The following is a 26,663-nucleotide window of genomic DNA, read 5'->3' on the forward strand; positions in this document are numbered from 1 at the left end:
GGTTGTTGGGTGTCAGGACTTGCCCTATCGGCGTAGACGCTCCCGCTGTTCCATTGTGGGAGCGGGTCTCTGCCCGCGAAGAGGCCAATCCTGCCTACAAAAACCACACCCGCCCGAGGCTCCCGACCTATGCCCGTTCGACCTTCACGCGTCACCGCAATCGCTGCAGCCTGCCTGTTTTCGCTGTCGACGCAGGCTGCCGAACTGCCTGCCGCCGATCTCTACAAACAGGCCCAGGCCGAACAACCCAGCTACCTGGAAACGGTCAAGGAGCTGGTCTCGGTAGACACCGGCACCGGCCAGGAAAAAGGCCTGGCCACGGTCAGCGCGCTGCTGGTCAAGCGCCTCAAGGAGCTGGGTGCCACGGTCCAGACCAACCCGGCCACGCCGTCGGTGGGCGACAACATCGTCGGCACCTTCAAGGGCAGCGGCAGCAAGAACTTCCTGCTCATGGTCCACTACGACACGGTCTTCCTGCCCGGCACTGCGGCCAAGCGTCCGTTCCGCACCGATGAAGCACGCGCCTATGGCCCTGGCGTGGCCGATGCCAAAGGCGGCGTGGCGATGATCCTGCACGCGTTGAAACTGCTCAAGGCCCAAGGCTTCGACGGCTACGGCACGCTCACTGTGCTGTTCAACCCGGACGAGGAAATGGGCTCGGCCGGCTCGAAGAAAATCATCGCCGAACTGGCTGCCCAGAACGATTACGTCTTTTCCTACGAGCCACCGAACAAGGACGCGGTGACCACTGCCACCAACGGTATCAACGGCTTGGTCCTGGAAGTCAAAGGGCGCTCGTCCCACGCCGGCTCCGCGCCCGAAGAGGGCCGCAACGCGCTCACCGAACTGGCCCACCAGCTGGTCCAGCTCAAGGACCTGGGCGATCCCGACAAGGGCACCACCGTGAACTGGACCATGGCCAAGGCAGGCGAGAAGCGCAACATCATCCCGGCCCTTGCAACAGCTGAAGCCGACATGCGCTACTCGGACATCGAGGAAACCGACCGCGTGCTTGCGCAAGGCCAGCGTCTGATCCGCAAGCAATTGATCGACGACACTCAAGTCAGCCTGCGCCTGGAGAAGGGCCGCCCACCGCTGGCCAAGAACAGTGGTTCTGAACAACTGGCCGGCGTGGCGCAGAAAGCCTATGCCGCCATCGACAAATCCATCGAGCCGATCGCCATGCGCTTCGGTACCGATGCCGGCTATGCCTACGTGCCCGGCAGCGACAAGCCAGCAGTGCTGGAAACCATGGGCGTGGTTGGGGCGGGGTTGCATGCCGACGACGAATACATCGAACTGGACAGCATCGCGCCGCGGCTGTATCTGACCTTGTCGATGATTCGCACGCTGTCGGTACCGTGATCCACTGCAGTGCGGGCGCCTGGCACAGGCGCCCGCACTGCCATGCAAACTTGCTCAACCCCCGGCGCGCCCCGTACTCTGAGGTCCTCTCACCGACCATGGAGCGCGCCCTATGAATACTGCAGTGCCGGGCATGGGCCCCGTCAAGGCTGTCATCTTCGACATGGATGGCTTGCTGCTGAACACCGAAGGCATCTACACCGAAGTCACGCAGATGATTGCCGAGCGTTACGGCAAGGTCTTCGACTGGAGTATCAAGCAGAACACCATCGGCCTGGGTGCCACTGACCTGTCGACCTATATCGTTGAGACATTGGGCCTGCCGCTGACGCCCGCTGAATTCATCGAAGCGCGCGCGCCGCTGATGGCCGAGCGCTTTCCCCACGCGCAGGCCATGGCTGGCGCCGAGGCGCTGGTGCGGCATTTGAAGGCGCACAATATTCCTATCGCCGTAGGTACCAGTTCGTCTCGCGGGCACTTTGCGATGAAAACCACCCTGCATCAGGAGTGGTTTGCGCTGTTCGACACGGTTGTCACTGCCGATGACCCCGAGGTGGGTGCGGCCAAGCCTGCGCCGGATATTTTCCTGGTCGCGGCCAGGCGTCTGGGGGTGGAGCCCAAGGATTGTCTGGTGTTCGAGGATTCGCCCTTCGGCGTCACCGCCGCCAAGGCTGCCGGCATGTTCGCCGTGGCCGTGCCGGATGCCGCCATGGCGCCAGAACGCTATCACCACGCCGACGATCGCCTGCAAAGCCTGCTGGGCTTCGACCCCGCCCAGTGGGGGCTGCCGGCTCACTTGGTGTAGCAATACTCGCCGTAGGAGCGGTCATCGGCCGCGAAGGTCTCGCCGCCGACCTCAAACCTCCAACAAAGCCCCCAGCTCCCGTTCCAGCTCCTCGGGGTCGCCCAGGTTGAGTTCGATCAACCGACGCAGATGGCTGATCGAATCCAGGCCAATATGGGTGCACACGAAACCCAGCTGCCCATGATCGTCATGGGCCAGCTTGACCTCCATCACCACATCTTCCTGCGGCCCCAGCTTCACATCCACATTGAAGGGTTGGCTGGCATCACCCAGCCAGGGCGACGGCTTTTCGATCAACAGCCCCTTCAATGACAGATCGAGCAGCTTCACCGGCCAGCGCTCGGTGCCTTGGCGCAGTTCGGTCTTGGCATCGAAGGCGATGCGCTTGAAGCGCCGGCGTTCGGTATGGGTTTGCGTCATGATCGGGTTCTCCAGTTTTGCTGGACTATAGCGCAGTGACTCAAAGCCAGCGGCGAACCCGTCGACAATACTGGCGATAAGTCTCGCCAAACAGCCCTTCCAACTGGATTTCGTCAGGCCTGATCACCAGCCAGTTCATCAGGTACAACAACACCGGCAGCAACAGCCACGGCCACAGGCTACCCATCAGCAACGACAGCGCGACATAGGCAAGGGTGTCACCCAGATTGATCGGGTTGCGTGACAACGCGAACGGGCCGTCGCGCAGCAACTCGTGGGGGGCGTCGAAATTGCTGGTTGCCGTGTGTTGGCGCTTGAAACGCAGCATGGCCCAGAAGGAGAGGCTCTGGCCGAGGATGATCAAGGCCGCCGCCGTGGCGGCGGTCCAGCTGTTGACCGGCAACGCAATGGGCAGCGCATAGCTCAGGGCCATGGCCACCGCGATGAACGCCATATACAGCAACGGTGGCGGCAGAACGGCTTGGGCAGGTGGCTTGGGCATGGGTCGACTCGCTTTGGACACCTTAAGTGCGACCCACACCGGCTGCAGGTGTTCCGATTCGTCCCTGCCTCACGCGCCGCACCGCTCTAGACCAACGTGGGGATGGCCATCGAGCAAAAAATCGCTAGACTCGATAAGGCTGACACTCATCCACTGAGCTGGAAACAATAATATGAAGAATAATAGCAGTGCGTTCCGCCACGTTCCGTGGCTGATCGTGGCGATCATTGGTGCCTGTGCCCTGGGCGTTGTTGCACTTCGCCGCGGTGAAGCAATCAATGCGTTATGGATCGTCGTCGCGGCAGTGGCCATCTACCTGGTCGCCTACCGCTACTACAGCCTGTTCATCGCCAACCACGTCATGCAGCTGGACTCGCGCCGGGCCACGCCCGCGGTGCTCAACAACGACGGTCTGGACTACGTACCGACCAACAAGCACATTCTCTTCGGCCACCACTTCGCAGCCATTGCCGGCGCTGGCCCTCTGGTCGGGCCGGTGCTGGCCGCGCAGATGGGCTATCTGCCCGGCACGCTGTGGCTGATTGCAGGCGTGGTCCTGGCCGGCGCCGTGCAGGATTTCATGGTGCTGTTCCTGTCCACCCGCCGCAACGGCCGCTCGCTGGGCGACATGGTGCGCGAGGAAATGGGCCGCATCCCCGGCACCATCGCCCTTTTCGGTTGCTTCCTGATCATGATCATCATCCTCGCGGTGCTGGCGCTGATCGTGGTCAAGGCACTTGCCGAAAGCCCGTGGGGCATCTTCACGGTCATGGCCACTATCCCGATCGCCATGTTCATGGGCGTGTACATGCGCTACATCCGCCCGGGCCGCATCGGTGAAATCTCCATCATCGGCGTGTTTCTGCTGTTGCTCTCGATCTGGTTGGGGGGCCAGGTGGCGGCCGACCCGGTCTGGGCCAAGGCCTTCACCTTCACCGGCATTCAGATCACCTGGATGTTGGTGGGCTATGGCTTTGTCGCTGCCGTGCTGCCTGTGTGGCTGATCCTGGCACCGCGCGACTACCTCTCCACCTTCCTCAAGATCGGTACCATCATCGCCCTGGCCATCGGTATTCTGGTGACCATGCCGGAACTGAAGATGCCTGCGCTGACCCAGTTCACCGACGGCACCGGCCCGGTATGGAAGGGCGGTCTGTTCCCGTTCCTGTTCATCACCATCGCCTGCGGCGCGGTGTCCGGTTTCCATGCGCTGATCTCCTCGGGCACCACGCCCAAGCTGCTGGACAACGAAACCAACGCCCGCTACATCGGCTACGGTGCCATGTTGATGGAATCGTTCGTGGCGATCATGGCCATGGTCGCCGCTTCGGTCATCGAACCGGGCGTGTACTTCGCCATGAACAGCCCGGCCGCAGTGGTCGGTACCGATGTGGTCGCAGTGGCAACGGCGGTCAGCAGCTGGGGCTTTGCCATTACCCCGGAAGCGCTGCAGGCGGTGGCCCATGACATCGGCGAAACCACCATCCTGGCGCGTGCCGGCGGTGCACCGACCCTGGCCGTGGGTATCGCGCAGATCCTGCACTCGGTGCTGCCGGGTGAAAACACCATGGCTTTCTGGTACCACTTCGCAATCCTGTTCGAGGCGTTGTTCATCCTGACCGCCGTGGACGCCGGTACCCGTGCCGGACGCTTCATGCTGCAAGACCTGCTCGGCTCGTTCGTCCCGGCGCTCAAACGCACCGAGTCGTGGACCGCCAACGTCATCGCCACTGCCGGTTGCGTGACGCTGTGGGGCTGGTTGCTGTACCAGGGCGTGATCGATCCGCTGGGTGGCATCAATACCCTGTGGCCGCTGTTCGGCATCTCCAACCAGATGCTGGCCGGTATTGCCCTGATGCTCGCGACCGTCGTGCTGATCAAGATGAAGCGTCAGCGTTACATCTGGGTCACCATGCTGCCGGCTGTGTGGCTGCTGATCTGCACCACCACTGCAGGCTTCATCAAGCTGTTCGACGCCAACCCCGCAGTTGGCTTCCTGGCGCTGGCCAAGAAGTACAGCGACGCGTTGGCCCAGGGCCAAGTCATTGCACCGGCCAAGAGCGTCGAGCAGATGCAACACGTAATCTTCAATGCCTACACCAACGCAACCTTGACCGTACTGTTCCTGCTGGTGGTCTTCAGCATCCTGTTCTTCGCCTTGAAGGTCGGCGTCGCCGCCTGGGGCAAGAAGGAACGTACCGACAAGGAAGCACCGTTCCAGCCGTTCCCTAATGCGTGATGATCGAGGGCTGCCGCCATGTTCAATGACTTGAGCAAGTTGGGAAAATACCTGGGCCAGGCGGCACGTCTGATGGTGGGCATGCCGGACTACGACAACTATGTCGAACACATGCAGACCAAGCACCCGGACAAGCCGATGATGGATTACCAGGCGTTCTTCCGCGAACGCCAGGAGGCCAGGTACGGCGGCAAGGGTGGGCCCAAGTGTTGTTGAGGCATGCCATCTCGTAGAGATGTGTCGTGAGTGACGGCCCTTTCGCGGCCACTGGCCGCTCCTACAAGTGATCGATTATCCCTGTAGGAGCGGCCAGTGGCCGCGAAGAGGCCATTTGCATTTAAATGATTCCGGAGCCAACAAACTTGTCCGAAGCCGCACCCCCGATTCCCGTCACCATCCTCAGCGGCTTTCTCGGCGCCGGCAAGACCACCTTGCTGCGCCACATGCTCAAGGCCGAACATGGCTTGAAGATCGCCGTGATCGAGAACGAATTCAGTGACGCCGGCATCGACACCCAGCTGCTGGGCGACGAGCCGGTGCAAATCATGACGCTGGCCAACGGCTGCGTCTGCTGCACCATCCACACCGACCTGACCAAGGCGCTGTACCTGTTGCTCGAACGCCTGGACAGTGGCGAGATCGCCTTCGATCGACTGGTCATCGAGTGCACTGGCCTGGCCGACCCAGCGCCCGTCGCGCAGACCTTTTTCATCGATGAAGAGCTGCGCGAGCGCTACATCCTGGATGGCATCCTGACCTTGGTCGACGCTGCCCATGCCGGCATTCATCTGGCCCAGACCATCGCCCAGGCGCAGGTCGGGTTCGCCGATCGCCTGTTGATCAGCAAGACCGATCTGGTGCCACCGACGGTGCTGGAGGAACTGAGCGAGCGCCTGACCCGCATCAACCGTCGGGCCCCGATCCGAGTGGTCGAACATGGGTGTATCGACCTGGCAGAACTGCTCGATGTGCGGGGCTTCAATCTCAATGCAGGCCTGGCGTTGCGCCCGGTCAACCAGGGTCCTAGCGTCGACCGCATTGCCAGCCTGGTGCTGCGCACCGACAAGCCGCTGGACATCGATCGGCTCAGTACCTTCATGAATGAACTGCTGGAAGAGCACGGCAAGCAACTGCTGCGCTACAAGGGCGTTTTGAATATCGCTGGGGACGATCGACGCCTGGTGTTCCAGGGCGTGCTGAAACTCTACGGCTTCGACTGGGACACCGAATGGGCCGAGGGGGAGGTACGCGAAAGCGTGATGGTGTTCATCGCCGATGATCTACCCGAAGCCAAGATCCGCGCCGGATTCGAAACCCTCTAAAGCCTGTGCCGGCCTTATCGCGGGCAGAGCCCGCTCCCACAGGGATCTCCAGCACGACAACGATCCCTGTGGGAGCGGGCTCTGCCCGCGATAGGGCCGCCCCTGATACATAAAAAAGCCCGACTCAATGAGCCGGGCTTTTTCATATCAAGGCACAGCTATCAGTCGGCATACACCGGCAGCTTCGCGCAGATGGCCTTGACCTTCTCGCGCACGGCTTCGATCACCGCGTCGTTGTTCAGGTCAGCCAGAATGTCGCAGATCCAGCCGGCCAGCTCCTGGCACTCGGCTTCCTTGAAACCGCGAGTGGTCACTGCAGGCGTACCAAAGCGCAGGCCCGAGGTGACGAACGGCGAGCGTGGGTCATTCGGCACCGAGTTCTTGTTGACAGTGATGAATGCCTTGCCCAGCGCGGCATCGGCGTCTTTGCCGGAAATGTCCTGCTTGATCAGCGACAGCAGGAACAGATGGTTCTCGGTACCACCGGACACCACGTCGAAACCACGGTCGATGAACACCTTGGCCATTGCCTTGGCGTTCTTCACGACCTGTTGCTGGTAGGTCTTGAATTCAGGCTGCAGCGCTTCCTTGAAACACACGGCCTTGGCAGCGATGACGTGCTCCAGCGGGCCACCCTGGGCGCCCGGGAAGACTGCCGAGTTGAGCTTCTTCTCGATCTCGGCGTTGGCACGCGCCAGGATCAAACCACCACGTGGACCGCGCAGGGTCTTGTGGGTGGTGGTGGTGACCACGTCGGCGAACGGCACCGGGTTCGGGTACACGCCAGCGGCGACCAGGCCTGCCACGTGGGCCATATCGACGAACAGATAGGCACCGACCTTGTCGGCGATCTCACGGAAGCGTGGGAAGTCGAGGATCTGCGAGTAGGCGGAGAAACCGGCCACGATCATCTTCGGCTTGTGCTCGACGGCCAGGCGCTCGACTTCGTCGTAGTCGATCAGGCCTTGGGCATCGATACCGTACTGAACGGCGTTGTACAACTTGCCCGACGACGAAACGCTGGCGCCGTGGGTCAGGTGACCGCCGTGGGCCAGGCTCATGCCCAGGATGGTGTCGCCTGCCTGCAGCAGAGCCAGGTACACCGCGCTGTTGGCCTGAGAGCCGGCATGCGGCTGGACGTTGGCGTAGTCGGCGCCGAACAGTTCCTTGGCGCGATCGATGGCCAGCTGCTCGACCACGTCGACGTACTCGCAGCCTCCGTAGTAACGCTTGCCTGGATAGCCTTCGGCGTACTTGTTGGTCAGCACCGAGCCCTGGGCTTCCATGACAGCGGGGCTGGTGTAGTTTTCCGAGGCGATCAGCTCGATGTGCTCTTCCTGACGCAGGGCTTCTTGCTCCATGGCGGCAAAGAGATCGGCATCGTACTTGGCGAGTGTCTGGCTACGGCTGAACATGGCGGTCCTCAAGGATCGGGATGTTGGGAAAGGCGAGCATTCTACCCCATAGGCTTTTATCTGGCATATGAAAGGCAGTCACTGCGTGAACAAGCGGGCCTCATGTCCACCGGCACCCCGGCACCCCGGCACCCCGTAGGAGCGGTCATTGGCCGCGAAAGCCACGCCGCGGTTCCACTGATCTACCGCAGGGCGCCCTTCGCGGCCACTGACCGCTCCCACAAGCGAGGGTCACTGAAACAGGAACAGCGCGTCGTTACTGAACTGCGACTCGAAGCGATGAGCCTGCATCGGCCGGCCGAACAGGTAGCCCTGAACCTCGTCGCAGCCATGCTCGCGCAGAAACTCCAGCTGCTCGTGGGTCTCCACGCCTTCGGCGATCACCGACAGATTGAGGCTGTGCGCCATGGCAATGATGGCCCGGGCGATCTGCGCATCCTGTTCGCCGGAGGGCAGACCGTCGACGAAGGTGCGGTCGATCTTCAGCACGTCGATGGGGAATTGCTTGAGGTAGTTGAGCGACGAGTAGCCAGTACCGAAATCGTCGATGGCGATGCTCAGGCCGAGGTTCTTCAAGATATCGAGGATCACCATGGCCTCGTTGACCTCGCGCATCAGGATGCTCTCGGTCAGTTCGAGCTCCAGGCACGCCGGTGGCAGGCCGATACGTTCCAGCATTCGGGCAATCCGATTGCCCAGCTGGCCGTCGGCGAACTGCCGCGCGGAGATGTTCACCGACACCTTGGGCACCCGCACCTTGGCCAGATGCCAGGCCTTGAGCTGACGACACGCCTCGGCCAGCACCCAATCGCCCACGTCCACCACCAGGCCGAGCTCCTCGAGCACCGGAATGAACTCGCCAGGCGGCACCAGGCCGCGCCGTGGATGGTTCCAGCGCAACAGCGCCTCGGCACCGGTCAGACGCTTGCCGTCGCCGCTGAACTGCGGCTGGTAGTACAGCACGAATTCTTCTTGCTCCAGGGCATGGCGCAAGTCGCTTTCCAGCTCCAGACGTTCCAGCGCCGTAGCGTTCATGTCGGCCTGATAGAACTGGAAATTGTTCTTGCCGCGCTCCTTGGCGTGGTACATCGCGGTGTCGGCGTTCTTCATCAATTGGCTGAGCTCGCCGCCATCCTGGGGGCTCAAGGCAATGCCCACGCTCGCCGTGACGAAGAACTCGCGGCCTTCGAGCACGAACGGTTTGACCAGGCTGCCGAGAATCTGCTCCGCCACATGGATGGCCTGGTTCAAGGCCAGCTCACGGGTCGCGCGGGGTTGCAGCAGCAGGGTGAATTCGTCGCCGCCCATGCGCGCCACGGTGTCATCGTCGTCGACGCAACCCAGCAGGCGCGTGGCCATGTCCTTGAGCATGCGGTCGCCGGCGGCGTGGCCGAGCGAATCGTTGATCGGCTTGAAGCGGTCAAGGTCGAGGAACATCAGCACCACCCACGACTGCTGGCGTTCGGCCTGCTGCAGGGCGTTGTACAGGCGGTCCTGAAACAGCGTGCGGTTGGGCAGGTGGGTCAGGGCATCGTAGTAGGCCAGGCGATGAATACGCTGTTCGCTGGCCTTGCGCTCGCTGATGTCGCTGAAGAAGCACACGTAGCTGGCCAGATCGCCTTCGTCATCGAGCACCGCGGTGATGCCGACCCAGGCCGGGTAGTGCTCGCCATTGCGCCGCTTGAGCCAGACTTCGCCTTCCCAGGTGCCGCGCAGTTGCAGTTGCTTGAGCACATAGCGCAGGTGGGCTTCCTGCTGGTCATCCACGGTCAGCATGTTGGGCAGTTGGTCCAGCACCTGGGCCACGGCATAACCGCTGACGCGGCTGAAGGCTTCGTTGGCCTGGACGATATAGCCCGCCGGGTCGGTGATGAGAATCGCCGACGTCGAATGTTCGAACACCGTGGCAGCCATGCGCAGGTCCTTCTCTGCTCGGCGCTGCTGGCTGACGTCGCGCCCTACGCCCAGCATGCCTTCCAGAGCCCCGTGGGTGTCCCAGATCAACACCAGGCGCAGCTCGATGGGAATCTTGCGGCCATCGTTGCGCATGCAGTCGAACATGAAGACCTGGGTCTTGAGGTCGCTGCGCAGCGCGGCCAGCTCGGCCGGCACATGCAACGCCCGACGGACCTGCGTCAGCAGCGCATTGATCCCCGTCATCTGTGCGGGATTGGCCAGCATGCCCTGCCAACCGTGCTCCAGCACCCAGTCTGCCTCGTAGCCCAGCACGCTTTGCACCGAAGGGCTGACGTAGTTCAGTTCCAAGCGGTTGTTGGTCGAGAAGATCACGTCGCTGATGCTCTCGGCGAGCATGCGGTGGCGTTTTTCGCTCTGGCGCAGCGATTCGCTCGCCGTCCTGTGGCTGGTGATGTCGGTGATGCTGAGAATGACCGCACGGTAGTCCTCCGGGCGCTCGGGAAAGCGCACGGTCAGCCACAGGTACTGGTCCTGGCCCTGCTGGTTGACCAGGCGGATTTCCTGTTCCAATTGCTGTTGGCGCTCCAGCAGCGCAGCGATCAGACGGTGGCCGATGCCGGTGGCCGAGCCGCCTTCGATGAGCTTGCGCCACGCCTGTTCGCCGGTGTCCACCTGCAGCACCCGCAAGGCAACCTGGTTCACTTCGGTGATGCGCAGTGCCTGCAGCAGGTCGAGGCGCTTGGTCGGGTTGTCCTGCAGCCACTGTGCAGAGTCGGTGTGCCCGTTGAGCCCGACCCGCTCGAAGAACGCCAGGACGCCCGACAGGTCGAGCACGCACAGCGCCACTCCGGCGCCTTCGAAGATGTCCTGATAGCGGCGACGCTCTTCGTTGAGCTCGCGCTGGCGGCGGCGCATGCCCAGCAGCGCGAGCAATGGCACCAGCGACACCAGAAGGCCCAGCAGGCATTTGCCCACCAGCGGCGGCAAGAGCGCCAGGCGCGCCTGTCTGGCGTCGAACAGGCTGCGCAGTTGCCAGTCGCTATGGCTCAGCGGGGTCACCAGTACACTCTGCGCAAGCTCGGTGGCGCTCAGTTCCGAGGCGGTGAGCGGGGCTGGGCCGGCGCGGCCGATGATGTGCTTGTTCGCGTGATTTTCCAGGACCCAGCTGGGGTTCTCCTCGCGCTCGACCTGGTGGATGAGGCGGCTGATGACGGTCGGGCTCATGCGCAGCAGCCAATAGCCGTTGGTGTTTTCGCCAGGCTGGCGGATCAGCAGATAGACCAGGTCTGCGGCTGTGTTGTTGGTGTAGTAGTGGCTATCGCCATCCAGGCGACCTGTCAGCAGGGCAATGAACGGCGCGTCAGTGGCGTCCGGCAGGGTGTCGGCAATGACTCGGGCATCGCCGCTGAGCCAGGCCAGGCTTTGCAGTTCCGGCACCGAGCGGCGGACGCGAGTGAGCGTTTCGGCCCGTTCCCGCGCGCTGGGGAAGGGCTGAGTCGTGAGCAACTGGTTCAGCGCGATCTGCGCATTGAGCGCCATGTTCAGGTTGACGTGATCGGCCAGGTCCGCGCTGTAGTCGATGCTGTGCTGGCGCTGGTCGGCCTGGGTGCGCTGGAACTGGTCGAGCAGCTGCCAGAACAACAGCATCAGCAACATCAAAACCACGAATGCCAGCGCGCCTTTCAACGAACCGTGCAGCGGCGTACCTGACCCTTGGACAGGCGGGCGCAAGGAGGACGGCTGATTGAAATTGGTCAAACTGAAATCCTGCGATATGACAGTCGGGGGCAGGCATAGGCGCGGGCCCCACCAGAGGGCACGTGAATCATGCGTGTTACACCTCGCACTATAAGCGCTAGCGCCCAAGGCCGGCTAGCGCAGCGTAAAACCACCGTGCTGCGCCTGACACACCGCGTCACCGGGCGCGCCCTGGTTTGCCCTGACTCCCGCATTCCGGTAGCTTTGAACACCTTGCGGGGGCCCAAGCTTCCATCCTCTATCTCGCACCTTCTTTATCCAGGTTCATTCCATGGCTCAATACGTCTACACCATGCATCGGCTGAGCAAAGTCGTTCCGCCGAAGCGGGAAATCCTCAAGAACATTTCGCTGTCCTTTTTCCCCGGCGCCAAGATCGGCGTGCTCGGCCTGAACGGCTCGGGCAAATCCACCTTGCTGAAGATCATGGCTGGTGTCGACAAGGAATTCGACGGCGAAGCCCGCCCGATGCCCGAGCTCAACGTTGGCTACCTGCCTCAGGAACCACAGCTCGACCCGACCAAGACCGTGCGCGAAGTGGTCGAGGAAGCGGTCAGCGTGATCAAGGACGCCCAGGCCCGCCTGGACGAGGTCTACGCCGCCTATGCCGAACCGGACGCCGACTTCGACAAGCTGGCTGCCGAACAGGCCAAGCTCGAGTCCATCCTCCAGGCCAGCGACGGCCATAACCTGGAACGGCAACTGGAGGTCGCTGCCGACGCTCTGCGCCTGCCGGCCTGGGATGCCAAGATCGAGCACCTGTCCGGTGGTGAGAAACGCCGCGTGGCCCTGTGCCGCCTGCTGCTTTCGGCCCCCGACATGCTGCTGCTCGACGAACCGACCAACCACCTGGATGCCGACTCCGTCGCCTGGCTGGAGCACTTCCTGCACGACTTCCCCGGCACCGTGGTCGCGATCACCCACGACCGGTACTTCCTCGACAACGTCGCCGGCTGGATCCTGGAGCTCGACCGCGGCGCCGGCATTCCGTACGAAGGCAACTACTCGGGCTGGCTCGAAGCCAAGTCCGATCGCCTGGCGGCCGAATCCAAGCAGCAGTCGGCCCACGAAAAAGCCATGAAAGAAGAACTGGAGTGGGTGCGCAAAGGCGCCAAGGCCCGCCAGTCGAAATCCAAGGCCCGCCTGCAGCGCTTCGAGGAAATGCAGTCGCAGGAATTCCAGAAGCGTTCGGAAACCAACGAAATCTACATTCCGGCCGGTCCGCGCCTGGGTGACAAGGTCATCGAATTCAAGAACGTCACCAAGGGCTACGGCGACCGCGTGCTGATCGACAACCTGTCGTTCGCCATGCCCAAAGGCGCCATCGTCGGCGTGATTGGCGGCAACGGTGCCGGTAAATCCACCCTGTTCCGCATGCTCATGGGCAAGGAACAGCCGGATTCGGGCAGCATCGAAGTGGGCGAAACCGTGCAGCTGGCGTGCGTGGATCAAAGCCGAGACGACCTGGACGGCAGCAAGACCGTGTTCCAGCAGGTCTCCGACGGTTCGGACAATATCCGCATCGGCAACTACGAAATTCCGTCACGCACCTACGTAGGCCGCTTCAACTTCAAGGGCGGCGACCAGCAGAAGTTCGTCAAGGACCTCTCTGGTGGTGAACGCGGTCGCCTGCACTTGGCGCTGACGCTGAAGGAAGGCGGTAACGTCCTGCTGCTCGACGAACCGTCCAACGACCTCGACGTGGAAACCCTGCGTTCGCTCGAAGAGGCCCTGCTGGACTTCCCCGGCGCGGCCATCGTGATCTCTCACGATCGCTGGTTCCTCGACCGCGTGGCCACGCACATCCTCGCCTACGAGGACGACTCCCAGGCCGTGTTCTTCGAAGGCAACTACACCGAGTACGAAGCCGATCGCAAGAAACGCCTGGGTGAAGCGGCTGCCCAGCCGCACCGGGTCCGCCACAAGAAACTGGCGTGAATGAAAAATGGGGTCCTCTTTGCAGGGCCCCATTTTTTTGCTTGGTGAATGGATATCGGCTGGCCAACAGAGCCGGCGTATCACTCAGGGGCCTGTCTGGATGCCCGTGACTTCCACGGTCAGGTCACCCGCAGGCCGACGCCATACGCGTTCTTCACCGACTTCCGCGCCCAGCAGTGCGCGACCCAGCGGCGACGCCCAGTTGATCAAACCAACGCCTGCGTCCGCCTGGTCTTCGCCGACCAGACACACGCGCTGCTCGGCGCCCTGGTCATCGGCAAAGGTCACCCAGCTGCCGATCTGCACCTTGGCGGTGGACGTGACCGGTGCCACCACTTGTGCATGTTGCAGGCGGTGCTGGTAGTAGCGCATGTCCCGGCTCAGGTCGGCCACACGCTGACGGTCGGCACGCTCACCCATTGCCATCTGCTCGGCCTGCAGTATTTGCACTTCAGCGACCCGCGCCTGCAACTGGGCCAGGCCACTGGCGGTCACGTAGTTGGGCTGCGTACTGATCAGTCGCTCCACGGGTTGGCTCGCCTGTTCGGCGGCCTGGTCTTCATTCACGAATGCGCGGCTCATGGTCTTCCTCCCTTGAGGGGCGGTACAACTCGCCCAGCTTGCTGTAGGGGAGCCGAGATGTGCCAACCGAGAGGCTGTACGAGGATCGCGGTCAAGCCCTACTCCTACAAGAACGGATGCTTGTAGAAGATTGGGCCGCAAAACCGCATCAGAGTTGCATAAGCCGTCTCCAGCCGGCTCAGTTGAATCGAGCGGGGCTGTACGGCGCAGGATCGGTAAAGGTCGCCGCGCCGGCCATCATCTGCGCCAACAGCCGGCCACAGACAGGACCCAGCGTCAAACCGTGGTGGGCATGGCCAAAATTGAGCCACAACCCGGGGTGTCGACCTGCCGGACCTATCACCGGGCGCATGTCCGGCAGGCACGGGCGGCGGCCCAGCCAGGGCTTGACGTCGAGGCGTTCGCCCAGTGGGTAGAAGCGCCTGGCCAGCGCCTCGCAGCGCAGCAGCTGGATATCATTGGCGGGGGCATCTTCGGCCGCGAACTCGATCCCGGTCGTCAGACGCAAGCCCTGGTTCATCGGCGCCAGCACGAACCCTCCCAGCGGGTCGCAGACGGGGTGGTTGAGGGTTGCGCCCGCAGCGGTCTGGTAATGCATGTGGTAGCCGCGCTTGCTTTGCAGGGGAATGCGATAGCCCAAGGGTGACAGCAACCGATTGCTTTGTGGCCCCAGGGCCACCACGACTTCGCGCGCGTGCAGCGTGCCCGCCGCCGTCTCGAGCTGCCAGTGATTGCCCTGCTGGCGCAGCGTCAATGCATCGGCATCCATGAAGCGCCCGCCGCGCTGCATGAACAGCGCGGTGTAGCCCAGGGCCAGGGCGCCCGGGTCCTGCACGGTCATGGGGTCATGCCAGTGCACGGCACCGGCAGCGCCTTGGCCGAGACTGGGCTCGACGGCCTGTAATTGCCCAGCGTCGAGCAAGCTGTAGCGCAAATGATGAGCGTGCAGCTGTGCGGCATCCGCCTGGGCTCTGGCGAAAGCCTTGTGGCTGCGGTAGATCTCGATCCAGCCAGTATCGCGAAGCAATCCTTGCTGGCCGGATGCTGCAGCCAGTGCGCAGTGTTCCTCCACGCAGCGTTGCACCAGTGGCAACATCGCGTCGGCTGCACGCTGCAGGTTGCGTTTGGAAGATGCCTGCCAGTACTTCCACAACCAGGGCGCAACCTGCGGTAGGTAGCGCCAGTCGTAGCGCACGTCGGGCTGCTGATTGAGGGCGTAGAGCATCAATCGCCGCAGGTCACGCGGAAACGCATAGGGCACGATGCTGGAGCGTTCGATCAAGCCAGCATTGCCGTAGCTGGTGCCGCTGCCAGGCGCTGCACGGTCGACCAGTACCACCTCACGTCCCAGAGCCTGCAAGTGCAGTGCACTGCAAACACCAACGATGCCGGCACCCAGTACCAGCGTTTCACATTGCATGGCTTCGCTCCTCAGTGGTCGTGCAGATGGCGACTGAGCCGAGCGTCGAGGCGCCGCAGTACGCGGCGCAGCGTTTCGACGATCAGCAGGTAAAGCACCGCGGCCCAGAGGTAGATCTGGAAATCGAAACTGCGCGAGAAACCCAGTTTGGTCACCCCCATCAAGTCATACAGGGTGACCAGCGAGGCAATGGCACTGGCCTTGATCATCAGGATCAGTTCATTGCCCAATGGCCCGATGGCGACCATCAGCGACTGCGGCATGATGATCTTCACGAACGTTACCCACGGCCTGAGCCCCAGCGCCCGAGCAGCTTCGCGCTGGCCCTGGCCGATGGCTATGAAGCTGCCGCGCAGGATTTCCGCCTGGTAGGCTGCCGTATTGAGGGTGAAGGCCAGCAAGGTGCAATACCAGGCATCGCGAAACAGCCACCACAAGCCGACGTCCTGCCAGAACTCGCGAAACGAACCCAGGCCGTAATACAGCAGGAACAACTGCGCCAGCAACGGCGAGCCGCGCAGGCAATAGATGTAGAAACCACTGGCATGGCGTAGCAGCGGGTTGCTCGACAGTCTGCCAAGGGCCAGCACCGTGGCGAGCAGCATCCCCAGGGTAAAGGCAATGGCGACCAGCTTGGCGGTCACCCACAGCCCCGCCAGCATGCGCCAGCCATAGCGCTGAAGCAGGTCGGGGTCGACGAAGAAGTAGGCAATGTCCTGGAGAATCATCAGCGCACACTCCGCAGATGGCGGCTGTAGTAGCGCTCCAGAAACGCCAGCGCTCTGCCGCTCAGCGCACTGAACAGGAGGTAGACCAGGCAGGCTACGCCATAGAAGAACAGCGGCTCCTTGGTAGCACTGACCGCCAGGTTGGTCTGGCGCATCAGGTCGACCAGGGAAATGGTGGATACCAGCGAAGTGTCCTTGAGCAGCGACAGCCAATTGTTGGACAGCCCAGGCAGGGCGACCCGGGTCAGCTGCGGCAAGAGTACCCGCATGAACGTTATCCGACGGCTCAGCCCCAGCGCCGCTGCGCCTTCGTACTGGCCTTTGCCGATGGTCTTGAATGCCGCCAGCCAGACCTGGGCCGAGAATGCGGCGAACACCAGGCCGAACGCGACCATGGCTGCCGCAAAGGCGTTGATCGAGACGGCTTGGGGGTGGCCAGCCGCGCTCAGCAGCTTCTGCATGGCGATCTGGCAACCGTAGTAGATGATCAGCAGCGTCAGCAGTTCTGGAAGGCCGCGGAACACCGTGCCGAACAGCGTTGCAAAGCTGCGCAGGAGCCGGTATCGCGAGCGCTCGGCGAGTGCCAGGGCCAGCCCCAGCGGCACGCCGATCGGTAGACAGGCAAGCGCCAAGGCCAGGGTCATCAGGGCGCCTGCCAGCAAAGCAAGGCCCCAGCCGCCCTCGGCCAGGGACAACAAGGCAAGGTGTTCGAGCATGCTTTTATCTCCGGCGACGCCCGATCAGAGGCGCCGCCACGCCTGGTCGATCAGTTGTAGATATCGAAGTCGAAATACCGGCTGGCGATCTTCTGGTAGGTACCGTCGCCAACGATCTCATCCAGCGCCTTGTTCAGGCGCAGGCGTAACGAGTCGTCGTCCTGGCGTACGGCTATCGCCGCATTGGCCGTGGTGCCATCGACGTCACCGAGCATGCGGCAGCACGCCGCGCCTGATTTCTTGAGCCATTCCTGCAGGGGAAACTTGTCGCCGATCACCACATCCAGACGGCCGGCCGCAAGGTCGGCATTGGCCGCATCGGCGGTAGGGTAGAGTTTTACCTCGGCGCCAGCCTTGCCGTAGACGTCTTCGGCATGAATCGACTGGGTGGAGGAGGACTGCGCGCCCACCACCAGGCCCTTGAACGTGGACTGCGCGTCATCGAGCTTCGACTGCTTGCCCACGGCTACCGACAAGGGGGTCTTGTAGTAGTGATTGGTGAAGCTGATTTTCTTGCGTCGCTCTTCGGTATCGATCATCGACGCCACGACGGCATCGTACTTGCGCGCCAGCAGCGCAGGAATGATGCCGTCCCAATCCTGGGCCACGATCGTGCAGCGCGCCTGCATCTTGTCGCACAGCGCCATCGCGATATCGACGTCGAAGCCCTGGGGCTTGTTGTTGGAATCCACATAGTTGAAGGGTGGATAGGCGCCTTCCGTGGCGATTTTCAGGTCTTGGGCAGTGGCGTTGTTCACGCCTGCCAGCAGAACTGCCAGTACCCCTGCAAAACGAATGCTCCGTTTCATGTTGCACCTCGGTGGTGGTGTTGGGTCAGCTAGTGTTGTCCGCCCGTGGTCAGTGACGTGTAGCCCACGAACTCGTGGTGAAGTGCTGCGGTGGCTTCCAGGCGCTTTTCGACGTCCGGTCCGAGCCGCTTGCACACTTCGTTGACCAGAAGATTCACCAGCGACAGCATGGCCGAGGTGGACTCCCAGAACAGGTTGAACTCGGTAGGCACGCGAAACACCTCATCGGCGTTCTGCTCGGCCCAGTCGCAGAAGGTGTCGGTTACCAGGGTGACCGGAATGCCGGCCTCACGTGCCTTGCGACACAGCATCAGCGCGTGGCGCGAGTAGCGTCGTGCTTCGAACACCACCAGAGCGGTCTGCTGCGGTGGGCTCAGCAACACCTCGGCATAGTGCCCACTGGCACCATCGATCCCGTGCACGCCGTCGCGCAGGTACTGCATCAGGTGAACCATCGAACAGGCAATGCCACGTTCGGTCTGGAACCCGGCAACGAACACTCGAGGCCGACGGGCCAGACGCTCGGCGACCTGCTGCCAGGCTTCACCCTGACTGTATTCATGGACACGCATCAGTGCCGCCACCTCCAGATCGAGGCCGCGAGAAGGGCCGGACTGTTGGCGAAATTCGCGCAGGCGGTCGCCCATCAGCCACGGTCCCTGCCCCAGGTCTTCTTTGAGATCCGCCTTGAGCGCCTTGAGGTGCGGGTAACCAATGGCTCGGCAGAAGCGGCCGACACTGGATTCGCTGACACCCAGCGTGGCGGCCAGGGAAGCAGCAGTGAGGAACGGCAATTCCGTGGTATTGGCCAGCATGTAGCTGGCAATCATGCGCGCGGACGATGAGGCGGTTGGCAAGATGGCTTCGAGACGCTGCTTGAGGGACTGGCTCATGAGGATGCCTTGGGGTAGGTAGCGCGTGAAAATGAATCTGATCTTTTTCTGTCATCGTGTCAATAATGGCAGATACCTGTCATTTGTTGCCAAAAGAAACGCAGCCGTTGCAGCTGCGTTCATTGACCGATCAGTGACCGATCAGTAGTGGTACCACTTCACCTCGAGCATGACCTCGTTGCGCGGCGAGCTCAAGTGGCTGAATTCGCGCTGAGCGCTCAGGCGCAGGCCCAGGTTGCGAGAAATTTCCCACTGCTGATTCAGACTCAGGCTGCGGCGCACTTCGCCATTGGTGAAGTAGTCACCCTTGCCCTCCAGGCTGAAATTGCCCAAGTCGTTCTTCCACAGCACACCGCTGTTGAAACCCGCCGCCGGCGTGACGAACTGGGCAAAGTCGTTGTTGTGTTCCACCCGTGCCGTGCCAAGGGCAAAGCCCAGCAGGTGCTCGCCAAGCTGCCACGTACCGCCGGCACCGCCGTTCACATGGGACACCAGGTTTTCGTCGCCATGCTTGCCCAGCACCCGTTCCAGGCCGCCGGTGACCTGCCAGGAGAGGGGTTGCAACAGCTCGTTGCGCGGCGTCAGCGAACGGATCGTTGCCAGGTCAAGCTGCTGCAATTGCCAGTCATTGCCCTCGTACTGGCGCACTTTCAAGCCCAGGATCTCGATCTGCGCGCCCAGCGGAAAGCCCTCGGCGTTGTCGTTGAGGTCGTGATACGCCATGCGCAGCCCGTACTCGGCGAACGCGGTATCACCGCGGGTACCCACACCCGCGCTCCAGGTGCGTGACTGATGGCCATCCTCGGGCAAGCCCGGCCGGGCGATGTCCAGCGGGGGCGGGGGGTTGCGGTTGATCGCGCGCAGCAACTGGAAACTGCGCTGGGTCCTCGCCGGATCGCGCTCCTGGCCGGTGGCCCGATAGCGCTCGAGACGAAACGCGGCATCCTGGATCAGCGCCTGACGCTCCCTGCCCAGCGCCTGAAAACCTTCACTGTCGATCTGCGCCGTGTCGGCAGCGATCCGCTGTACCCATTGCTGCTCGCTGCTGTCCAGCGGCTTGGCGCGTTCGAGCAACTCGCGCTCGCGAGATGCGCGATAGTCGATCTTCTCGACCAGCCCGGCAGCCTTCACCGCCTTCACCGTGTCGGTGGGAATGGCGGTCAGGGGGAATTGTGAGGTCAGGTCCAGGCCTGGCCTGGCCACCTGAAGCAGTTCGAGCAGACGATACGAGCAGTTTTCATCGAAGAAGAAATAGTCGAACTGCACCTGCTTGAGTTCCCACACATGCTCGACCATGCGCCCGGTTTCTTCCGGCGTGAGGTTGAGCCGGTATTCCCACAGGTCGCGGTTTTCCAGGCTGCGGTATTCGGAAAGCTTTTCCTGGTAGGGCACCAGGGCGAACAAGCCAGGATAGCCGCCGGCCAGGCCCTTCCAGGCGTAGAGAATGCTGTTGTCACCGCCTTCGACATAGGCGCCGAAGTTGATCGCATAGCTGAGCAGCGCAGTGTTGTTGCTTTGCACATCGGCCTGATCGATGCGCAGCAGGGTATGCCCGAACATCGACGAGGGGCTGTTCAGGTACGCCGCCGGGAATATCAGCACGGCGCTGTGGGGGGCCACGTCCGAGAACCACTTGCGGAACTCGGCGCAGTCCACGGTCGGCAGGTCGCTCAGGCCAAGCTGCTCGCGCAACCAGCGGGTACGCGCTGGGAACACGCACTGTGCATGGCGATCGCCCGTGCCTGCGGGTGCATAGATGGCCTTCAACGTGGCCTGCAACTCGGCATCCGGATGGTGCGCGCCATCATCGGCCAGGAAGAATTTGCGGTCATCGACATAGCTGCGCCAGCCGCCGAGCTTGCCACGCTCGTAGTGGCCGACGGAAATCCAGTACGGATCGTTGGCCAACTGTTGCAGACGCTGAGCGTCGAGGTGCGGAGCGGCATGCAGCGGGGCGCACACACAGAGCGCCAGGAAGGCAAGGCGTTTGAGCATTGTCGGCAACTAGTTCGGCGAAATCGGAAAGGGGGGATGCCCGCTCCGAAAGGAGCGGGCGGGTCGAGCTTAAGCCTGGGTGGCGTATTTGGCCAGACGTGGATCGTTTTTCAGGACCGCGATGGTGTTGCTGTGTACGTCTTCAGCGGTGCTGTCGGCGCTGCTGAAGATCTGCTGGAAGTGCTCGTGGGTAACCGACTGGAAGTAGGCACGGTCTTCGGGAGCGACGCCCAGAACCACGGCATAGGTGGTCAGTGCTTCGCCTTGGCCCTTGGCCATGTCTTCGGACAGCTCGTCCATCATGCCATTCATGGCAATCCAGGATTTACCGCCATAGGTCAGTGCAGCGTTGGTGGAGCAGCCGTTGGTGCCCGAGGTCATGCCGAAGGTGGCGTTGCCCGAAGTGCCGTTGGTGGTGGAAGCCAGGAAGTGCGCCGGAGTGCCGCGCTGGCCTTCGAACAACATGTTGCCCCAACCGCAATCCGGACCACCTGGCGCTTGCGCCATGGCATTGATCGAGACGGCGGCGAACAGAGTACCCAGCAGAATCCGTTTCATAGCGTTGTTCTCTTTTTTGATGTGCTTACCGAGGGTCTAAGTGCCTGGGGATCCAGGACGGGCCGGTTATTTGGCCAGCCGCGTAACTTGGAGTTTAGGCAAGCGTCGCAGTTCCGCACGAAATGAGTAACTTGCAGCCTTGAGCGTCCAGCCCCGCTGCAGCTTGCACCGCCGCCACAGAAGCGCCCAGAATGACCGCATCTGCCCCGCCGAAGTAAGGATGCCCGATGCCCGATTCCGTAGCTGCCAGCCTGCGTCTTGCACCCGAGGCACTGACCCGCCCGTTTTCCGCTGAACAGTTCAACTTCACCACCACCAACGACCTGGAACCCTTCCGTGGCGTCCTGGGCCAGGAACGCGCAGTCGAGGCCTTGCAGTTCGGCGTCGCCATGCCACGCCCCGGCTACAACGTGTTCGTCATGGGCGAGCCCGGCACCGGCCGCTTCTCGTTCGTCAAACGCTACCTGAAAGCCGAGGGCAAGCGCCTGCAGACCCCGGCCGACTGGGTCTATGTGAACAACTTCGATGAGCCGCGCGAACCCCGCGCCCTCGAGCTGCCGCCCGGCAGTGCAGGTGCCTTCATCGGCGACATCGGGGGGCTCATCGACAATCTGCTGGCGACGTTTCCGGCGGTGTTCGAGCATCCGTCCTACCAGCAGCGCAAGAGCGCCATCGACCGCGCCTTCAACCAGCGCTACGACCGCGCACTGGATGTGATCGAAAAACTCTCGCTGGAAAAAGACATCGCGTTGTACCGCGACAGCAGCAACATCGCCTTCACCCCGATGCTCGACGGCAAGGCCCTGGACGAAGCCGAGTTCGCCCAGTTGCCCGAAGTCGACCGCGAGCGCTTCCATACCGATATCTCCAATCTGGAAGAGCGCCTCAACGAGGAGCTGGCCAGCCTGCCGCAGTGGAAACGCGAGTCGAGCAACCAGTTGCGTCACCTCAACGAAGAAACCATCACCCTGGCCCTGCAGCCATTGCTCGCGCCGCTGTCGGAAAAATACGCCGAGAACGCCGCGGTGTGCGGTTACCTGCAGGCCATTCAGGTCAATTTGCTCAAGACCGTGGTCGAGCAGTTGGTCGATGACAGCAAGGCCGATGCCCAGGCCCGCAAGCTGCTGGAAGAGCAGTACAGCCCCAGCCTGGTGGTCGGCCATCACCAGAGCGGTGGCGCGCCGGTGGTGTTCGAGCCACACCCGACCTACGACAACCTGTTCGGCCGGATCGAATACAGCACCGATCAGGGCGCGCTCTACACCACCTACAAGCAGTTGCGCCCCGGCGCCCTGCACCGGGCCAACGGTGGCTTCCTGATTCTGGAAGCCGAGAAGATGCTGGGCGAGCCCTTCGTCTGGGACGCGCTCAAGCGCGCCTTGCAATCGCGCAAGCTGAAGATGGAGTCGCCACTGGGCGAGTTCGGTCGGTTGGCCACTGTCACGCTCACGCCACAGATGATTCCGCTCCAGGTCAAGGTCATCATCATCGGCGCTCGCCAGCTGTACTACGCGTTGCAGGATCACGATCCCGACTTCCAGGAGATGTTCCGCGTCCTGGTGGACTTCGACGAAGACATCCCCATGGTCGACGAGAGCCTGGAGCAGTTCGCCCAACTGCTGAAGACGCGCACCTCGGAGGAGGGCATGGCACCGCTGACCGGTGACGCCGTCGCGCGCCTGGCCACCTACAGTGCGCGGCTGGCAGAAAACCAGGGGCGGCTGTCGGCCCGTATCGGCGACTTGTTCCAGCTGGTCAGCGAGGCGGACTTCATCCGCCACCTGGCCAACGAAGAACGTACCGACGCCGGCCACATCGAGCGTGCGCTCAAGGCCAAGGCCACGCGCACCGGCCGGGTTTCGGCGCGCATCCTCGATGACATGCTGGCGGGCATCATCCTGATCGACACCAGCGGCGCCGCGGTCGGCAAGTGCAACGGCCTGACGGTGCTGGAAGTGGGCGACTCGGCGTTCGGCGTGCCGGCGCGCATCTCGGCCACGGTGTATCCGGGCGGCAGCGGCATCGTCGACATCGAACGCGAGGTCAACCTGGGTCAGCCGATCCACTCCAAGGGGGTGATGATTCTCACCGGCTACCTGGGCAGTCGCTATGCTCAGGAATTTCCCCTGGCCATTTCCGCCAGCATCGCCCTGGAGCAATCCTACGGATACGTGGATGGCGACAGCGCGTCGCTGGGCGAGGCCTGCACCTTGATCTCGGCGCTCTCGAAAATGCCGCTCAAGCAGTGCTTCGCGATCACCGGTTCCATCAACCAGTTCGGCGAAGTCCAGGCGGTGGGCGGGGTCAACGAGAAGATCGAGGGTTTCTTCCGCCTGTGCGAGGCCCGCGGCCTGACTGGCGAGCAGGGCGCGATCATTCCGCAGGCCAACGTCGCCACCTTGATGCTCGACGAAAAGGTCCTGCAGGCAGTCCGCGACGGCAAGTTCCATGTCTATGCCGTGCGCCAGGCGGACGAGGCATTGAGCCTGCTGGCCGGTGAGCCAGCCGGTGAACCCGACGAGAACGGCGCGTTTCCCGAGGGCAGCATCAATGCCCGCGTGGTTGAGCGGCTGCGGGTCATCGCGGAAATGATCAGCGAGGAAGACCTCAAGGAAGCCGAGAAAGAGCACGCGCTGGAAGAATTGGTCGAGGTCCGGCCAACGGTGTAGGTCTCCGAGGGGCCACCCAGCACGGGTCGGCCCCTCTGCGCCATCGTGCAGGCGTCACCCGGCCAGGGTGCGCCGTCGATTTGCGGAAAAATGACCTCTGCAGGGGGCAAGCGGCTGCGACACACCGTCGCACGTCGTGCTTTGCCATGGCCGTGGCTATAATCGTCGCCAATTTCCACCACCCTGTGAGCCTCAATGGAACGCTTCATCGAAAAAACCATGTACGCCTCGCGCTGGTTGCTGGCGCCGATCTACGTTGGACTGTCCTTGGGTCTGCTGGCGCTGGCGCTGAAATTCTTCCAGGAAATCTTTCACGTCCTGCCCAACATCTTCGCCATGGCCGAGTCGGAAGTGATTCTGGTGCTGCTTTCGCTCATCGACATGGCGCTGGTTGGCGGCCTTCTGGTGATGGTGATGATCTCGGGCTACGAAAACTTCGTGTCGCAACTGGACATCGAAGAGGGCGTCGAGAAGCTCAGCTGGCTGGGCAAGATGGACTCGTCTTCGCTGAAGATGAAAGTCGCCGCGTCGATCGTGGCCATTTCGTCCATCCATTTGCTGCGTGTGTTCATGGATGCCAAGAACATCGAACCGCAGTACCTCATGTGGTACGTGATCATCCACATGACCTTCGTCATTTCGGCGTTCGCCATGGGCTACCTGGACAAGCTGACCAAGCACTGATTGCACCTGTAGCGTGGGCGCACACGGCCCGGCCTGCTGAAGTGCGGGCCTGCAGTGTGCTAGTCTGCTGGCCCTTTTATCCGGGCGCGCCCTTCATCCCCGCATGAAGATTGCGGCGCGGCCCCGCAGCGGAGCAGTGTTATGTCCGAAGTACAATTGTCGACCGACGAAACCCGCGTCAGCTATGGCATTGGCCGTCAACTGGGCGGCCAACTGCGCGACAACCCACCACCTGGCGTCAGCCTGGAAGCCATCCTGGTCGGCCTGACCGATGCGTTCCGTGGCCATGAAAGCCGTGTGAGCGAAGAAGAGCTGAACGCCAGCTTCAAGGTGATCCGCGACATCATGCAGGCCGAGCAGCAGGCCAAGGCCGAAGCTGCGGCTGGCGAAGGCAAGGCGTACCTGGCCGAAAATGCCAAGCGTGCCGAAATCACCACCACCGCCAGCGGCTTGCAGTACGAAGTGTTGAGCACAGGCGAAGGCAGCAAGCCGGCCGGTGACAGCACCGTGCGCGTTCACTACCACGGCACCCTGACCGATGGCACCGTGTTCGACAGCTCCTACAACCGTGGCGAGCCGGCCGAATTCCCGGTCAACGGCGTGATCGCTGGCTGGACCGAAGCCCTGCAACTGATGCCTGCCGGCAGCAAGTGGCGTGTCCACGTACCGAGCGAACTGGCCTACGGCGCCCAGGGCGTCGGCAGCATCCCACCGCACAGCGTGCTGGTGTTCGACGTCGAGCTGCTCGAAGTCCTGTAACCCGCCAGCGGAAACGCGGTTCCTGTAGCAGCGGCGCAAGCCGCGTCCGGCCTCACCGCGTGCGTCCAGAAACACCGCGCCCACCGCCGACGCGGCTCGCGCCGCTGCTACAGGGGACCTGCATGCACTGCTGACGCGGCTTGCGCCGCTGCTACAGGTGCCCGCATCTACCGCCGACGCGGCTTGCGCGCCTGCTACAGGTGCATCGCATCTACCGCCGACGCGGCTTGCGCCGCTGCTACAGGTGCACCGCATCTACCGCCGACGCGGCTTGCGCCGCTGCTACAGGTGCACCGCATCTACCGCCGACGCGGCTCGCGCCGCTGCTACAGGTGCATCGCATCTACCGTCGACGCGGCTTTGCGCGGCTGCCACAGACGCCGTAATCCTGTAGCAGCGGCGCAAGCCGCGTCCGGCTTCAGCGCGGTGTATCAGTGCAACTCCCCCATTGGCCGCAGTGCCCGTGCGTAGCAGAACAAAAACAGGTTGCGCACCACTTCCTTGAGCACTCCAGGTTCGCTCGAACTCAGGCCATGCAGGTCGAGGTCACCCTGGTCGCGTAGCTCATCCAGAGCATCCTCGCCAAGCACCGCACAGACTTCACCCGTCTCGCGATGCAGGATGCGCAGGTAGGGGTGTGGGCGGTCGAGCCAGGCGTCGATCAGATAGGTCATGGCAATTCTCCTTGAGGGCATTCAATGAGAATAATTCTTATTCATATAATAGCAAGCGACTATTTGCCTTCCGCAGGCATTGCACCCTTGGAAGTCAGGCCGGGCGCCTCGCGACGGCCCGGACCGCTGGTCGGGCGACGCCTCAGACCTTGCGCACGAACTCGGACTTGAGCTTCATCGCGCCAATGCCGTCGATCTTGCAGTCGATGTCATGGTCGCCATCGCACAGGCGGATGTTCTTGACCTTGGTGCCGACCTTGACCACCAGCGAAGAGCCTTTGACCTTGAGGTCCTTGATCACGGTAACGGTGTCGCCGTCGGCCAGGGCATTGCCCACCGAGTCCTTGATCGTCAAAGCATCGCCGTCGGCACTCTCGTCGCTCGTGGCCGACCACTCATGGCTGCATTCGGGACAGATCAGCTGAGTGCCGTCTTCGTAGGTGTATTCGCTGTTGCATTTGGGGCAGGGCGGCAGCGTGCTCACGAGATTCCTCGGG

At 62.6% G+C, this 26,663-nt stretch carries 22 protein-coding genes and 1 pseudogene; 9 read left to right on the forward strand and 14 right to left on the reverse strand.

Annotation, left to right across the window (positions count from 1 at the left end):
* The first annotated feature begins 129 nt into the window (after positions 1-129).
* Positions 130-1,365, forward strand: a complete 1,236-nt coding sequence (locus IFT76_RS11835; RefSeq protein WP_185795198.1) for a M20/M25/M40 family metallo-hydrolase — start codon at positions 130-132, stop codon at positions 1,363-1,365.
* Between the two features lie 112 nt (positions 1,366-1,477).
* Entirely contained in the window at positions 1,478-2,170 is a 693-nt protein-coding gene (locus IFT76_RS11840) for an HAD-IA family hydrolase (protein WP_185795199.1), read from the forward strand.
* A 51-nt stretch (positions 2,171-2,221) separates the two neighbouring features.
* Here the strand turns inward: IFT76_RS11840 and IFT76_RS11845 are convergent, their stop codons facing one another.
* Together IFT76_RS11845 and IFT76_RS11850 are read right to left on the reverse strand one after the other, a co-directional pair.
* Positions 2,222-2,590, reverse strand: coding sequence for a PilZ domain-containing protein (locus IFT76_RS11845; protein WP_192058522.1), 369 nt, complete (start codon positions 2,588-2,590; stop codon positions 2,222-2,224).
* A gap of 40 nt (positions 2,591-2,630) precedes the next feature.
* A complete protein-coding gene (locus IFT76_RS11850; protein ID WP_122475364.1) occupies positions 2,631-3,092 on the reverse strand; it encodes a methyltransferase family protein in 462 nt (153 codons plus the stop codon).
* 172 nt (positions 3,093-3,264) lie between these two features.
* Between IFT76_RS11850 and IFT76_RS11855 the strand changes: the two genes are divergently transcribed.
* From IFT76_RS11855 to yjiA, 3 genes are all read left to right on the forward strand, one after another.
* Positions 3,265-5,331 carry a carbon starvation CstA family protein gene (locus IFT76_RS11855; protein ID WP_192058524.1) on the forward strand — a complete coding sequence of 689 codons (2,067 nt, stop codon included), beginning with the start codon at positions 3,265-3,267 and terminating at the stop codon, positions 5,329-5,331.
* Positions 5,332-5,349: 18 nt separating this feature from the next.
* Positions 5,350-5,547, forward strand: a complete 198-nt coding sequence (locus tag IFT76_RS11860; RefSeq protein ID WP_122475360.1) for a YbdD/YjiX family protein — start codon at positions 5,350-5,352, stop codon at positions 5,545-5,547.
* 146 nt (positions 5,548-5,693) lie between these two features.
* The gene (gene yjiA, locus IFT76_RS11865) at positions 5,694-6,653 is read left to right on the forward strand and encodes a GTPase (protein WP_244647944.1); all 960 of its coding nucleotides are present in this window, start codon (positions 5,694-5,696) and stop codon (positions 6,651-6,653) included.
* 161 nt (positions 6,654-6,814) lie between these two features.
* Here the strand turns inward: yjiA and glyA are convergent, their stop codons facing one another.
* A complete protein-coding gene (glyA, locus tag IFT76_RS11870) occupies positions 6,815-8,068 on the reverse strand; it encodes a serine hydroxymethyltransferase (protein WP_122475357.1) in 1,254 nt (417 codons plus the stop codon).
* Between the two features lie 231 nt (positions 8,069-8,299).
* Positions 8,300-10,915, reverse strand: a pseudogene (locus tag IFT76_RS11875) (sensor domain-containing protein); the annotation flags it as partial.
* Between the two features lie 1,099 nt (positions 10,916-12,014).
* On the opposite strand from IFT76_RS11875, the gene ettA reads away from it, so the two are divergent.
* Positions 12,015-13,679 carry an energy-dependent translational throttle protein EttA gene (gene ettA / locus IFT76_RS11880; protein WP_122475355.1) on the forward strand — a complete coding sequence of 555 codons (1,665 nt, stop codon included), beginning with the start codon at positions 12,015-12,017 and terminating at the stop codon, positions 13,677-13,679.
* An 84-nt stretch (positions 13,680-13,763) separates the two neighbouring features.
* Here the strand turns inward: ettA and IFT76_RS11885 are convergent, their stop codons facing one another.
* From IFT76_RS11885 to IFT76_RS11920, 8 genes are all read right to left on the reverse strand, one after another.
* On the reverse strand, positions 13,764-14,261 hold the full coding sequence (locus IFT76_RS11885; protein ID WP_122475353.1) for a GreA/GreB family elongation factor: 498 nt from the start codon (positions 14,259-14,261) through the stop codon (positions 13,764-13,766).
* 178 nt (positions 14,262-14,439) lie between these two features.
* Positions 14,440-15,681 (reverse strand): NAD(P)/FAD-dependent oxidoreductase, encoded by a 1,242-nt coding sequence (locus IFT76_RS11890; protein WP_192058528.1) that lies wholly within the window; start codon positions 15,679-15,681, stop codon positions 14,440-14,442.
* 11 nt (positions 15,682-15,692) lie between these two features.
* Entirely contained in the window at positions 15,693-16,409 is a 717-nt protein-coding gene (locus tag IFT76_RS11895) for an ABC transporter permease (RefSeq protein WP_192054774.1), read from the reverse strand.
* Entirely contained in the window at positions 16,409-17,125 is a 717-nt protein-coding gene (locus IFT76_RS11900; protein WP_192054773.1) for an ABC transporter permease, read from the reverse strand. The genes IFT76_RS11895 and IFT76_RS11900 overlap by 1 nt, the downstream gene beginning before the upstream one ends.
* A 50-nt stretch (positions 17,126-17,175) precedes the next feature.
* Positions 17,176-17,934 (reverse strand): transporter substrate-binding domain-containing protein, encoded by a 759-nt coding sequence (locus IFT76_RS11905; protein WP_192058530.1) that lies wholly within the window; start codon positions 17,932-17,934, stop codon positions 17,176-17,178.
* A gap of 29 nt (positions 17,935-17,963) precedes the next feature.
* Positions 17,964-18,827 (reverse strand): MurR/RpiR family transcriptional regulator, encoded by an 864-nt coding sequence (locus tag IFT76_RS11910; protein WP_192058532.1) that lies wholly within the window; start codon positions 18,825-18,827, stop codon positions 17,964-17,966.
* 141 nt (positions 18,828-18,968) lie between these two features.
* Positions 18,969-20,822: an Lnb N-terminal periplasmic domain-containing protein gene (locus tag IFT76_RS11915; RefSeq protein WP_192058534.1), complete on the reverse strand. Its 1,854-nt coding sequence runs from the start codon at positions 20,820-20,822 to the stop codon at positions 18,969-18,971.
* Between the two features lie 69 nt (positions 20,823-20,891).
* The gene (locus IFT76_RS11920) at positions 20,892-21,380 is read right to left on the reverse strand and encodes a DUF3015 domain-containing protein (RefSeq protein WP_043192793.1); all 489 of its coding nucleotides are present in this window, start codon (positions 21,378-21,380) and stop codon (positions 20,892-20,894) included.
* Between the two features lie 227 nt (positions 21,381-21,607).
* Here IFT76_RS11920 and IFT76_RS11925 point away from each other — a divergent pair, with 227 nt between their 5' ends.
* The 3 genes from IFT76_RS11925 (at position 21,608) to IFT76_RS11935 (ending at position 25,492) form a co-directional block, all read left to right on the forward strand.
* Positions 21,608-24,049, forward strand: coding sequence for a Lon protease family protein (locus IFT76_RS11925; RefSeq protein ID WP_185795204.1), 2,442 nt, complete (start codon positions 21,608-21,610; stop codon positions 24,047-24,049).
* Positions 24,050-24,244: 195 nt separating this feature from the next.
* Positions 24,245-24,733, forward strand: a complete 489-nt coding sequence (locus IFT76_RS11930) for a TIGR00645 family protein (RefSeq protein WP_043192796.1) — start codon at positions 24,245-24,247, stop codon at positions 24,731-24,733.
* Between the two features lie 141 nt (positions 24,734-24,874).
* Positions 24,875-25,492, forward strand: coding sequence for an FKBP-type peptidyl-prolyl cis-trans isomerase (locus IFT76_RS11935; RefSeq protein WP_122475340.1), 618 nt, complete (start codon positions 24,875-24,877; stop codon positions 25,490-25,492).
* A 431-nt stretch (positions 25,493-25,923) separates the two neighbouring features.
* Here the strand turns inward: IFT76_RS11935 and IFT76_RS11940 are convergent, their stop codons facing one another.
* Both IFT76_RS11940 and IFT76_RS11945 read right to left on the reverse strand, forming a co-directional pair.
* Positions 25,924-26,166, reverse strand: a complete 243-nt coding sequence (locus IFT76_RS11940) for a PA4570 family protein (protein WP_122475338.1) — start codon at positions 26,164-26,166, stop codon at positions 25,924-25,926.
* 142 nt (positions 26,167-26,308) lie between these two features.
* On the reverse strand, positions 26,309-26,650 hold the full coding sequence (locus IFT76_RS11945; protein WP_122475337.1) for a zinc ribbon domain-containing protein YjdM: 342 nt from the start codon (positions 26,648-26,650) through the stop codon (positions 26,309-26,311).
* Positions 26,651-26,663: the final 13 nt, after the last annotated feature.

The organism is Pseudomonas sp. CFBP 13727 (assembly GCF_014841915.1).
Lineage (GTDB): Bacteria > Pseudomonadota > Gammaproteobacteria > Pseudomonadales > Pseudomonadaceae > Aquipseudomonas > Aquipseudomonas baltica.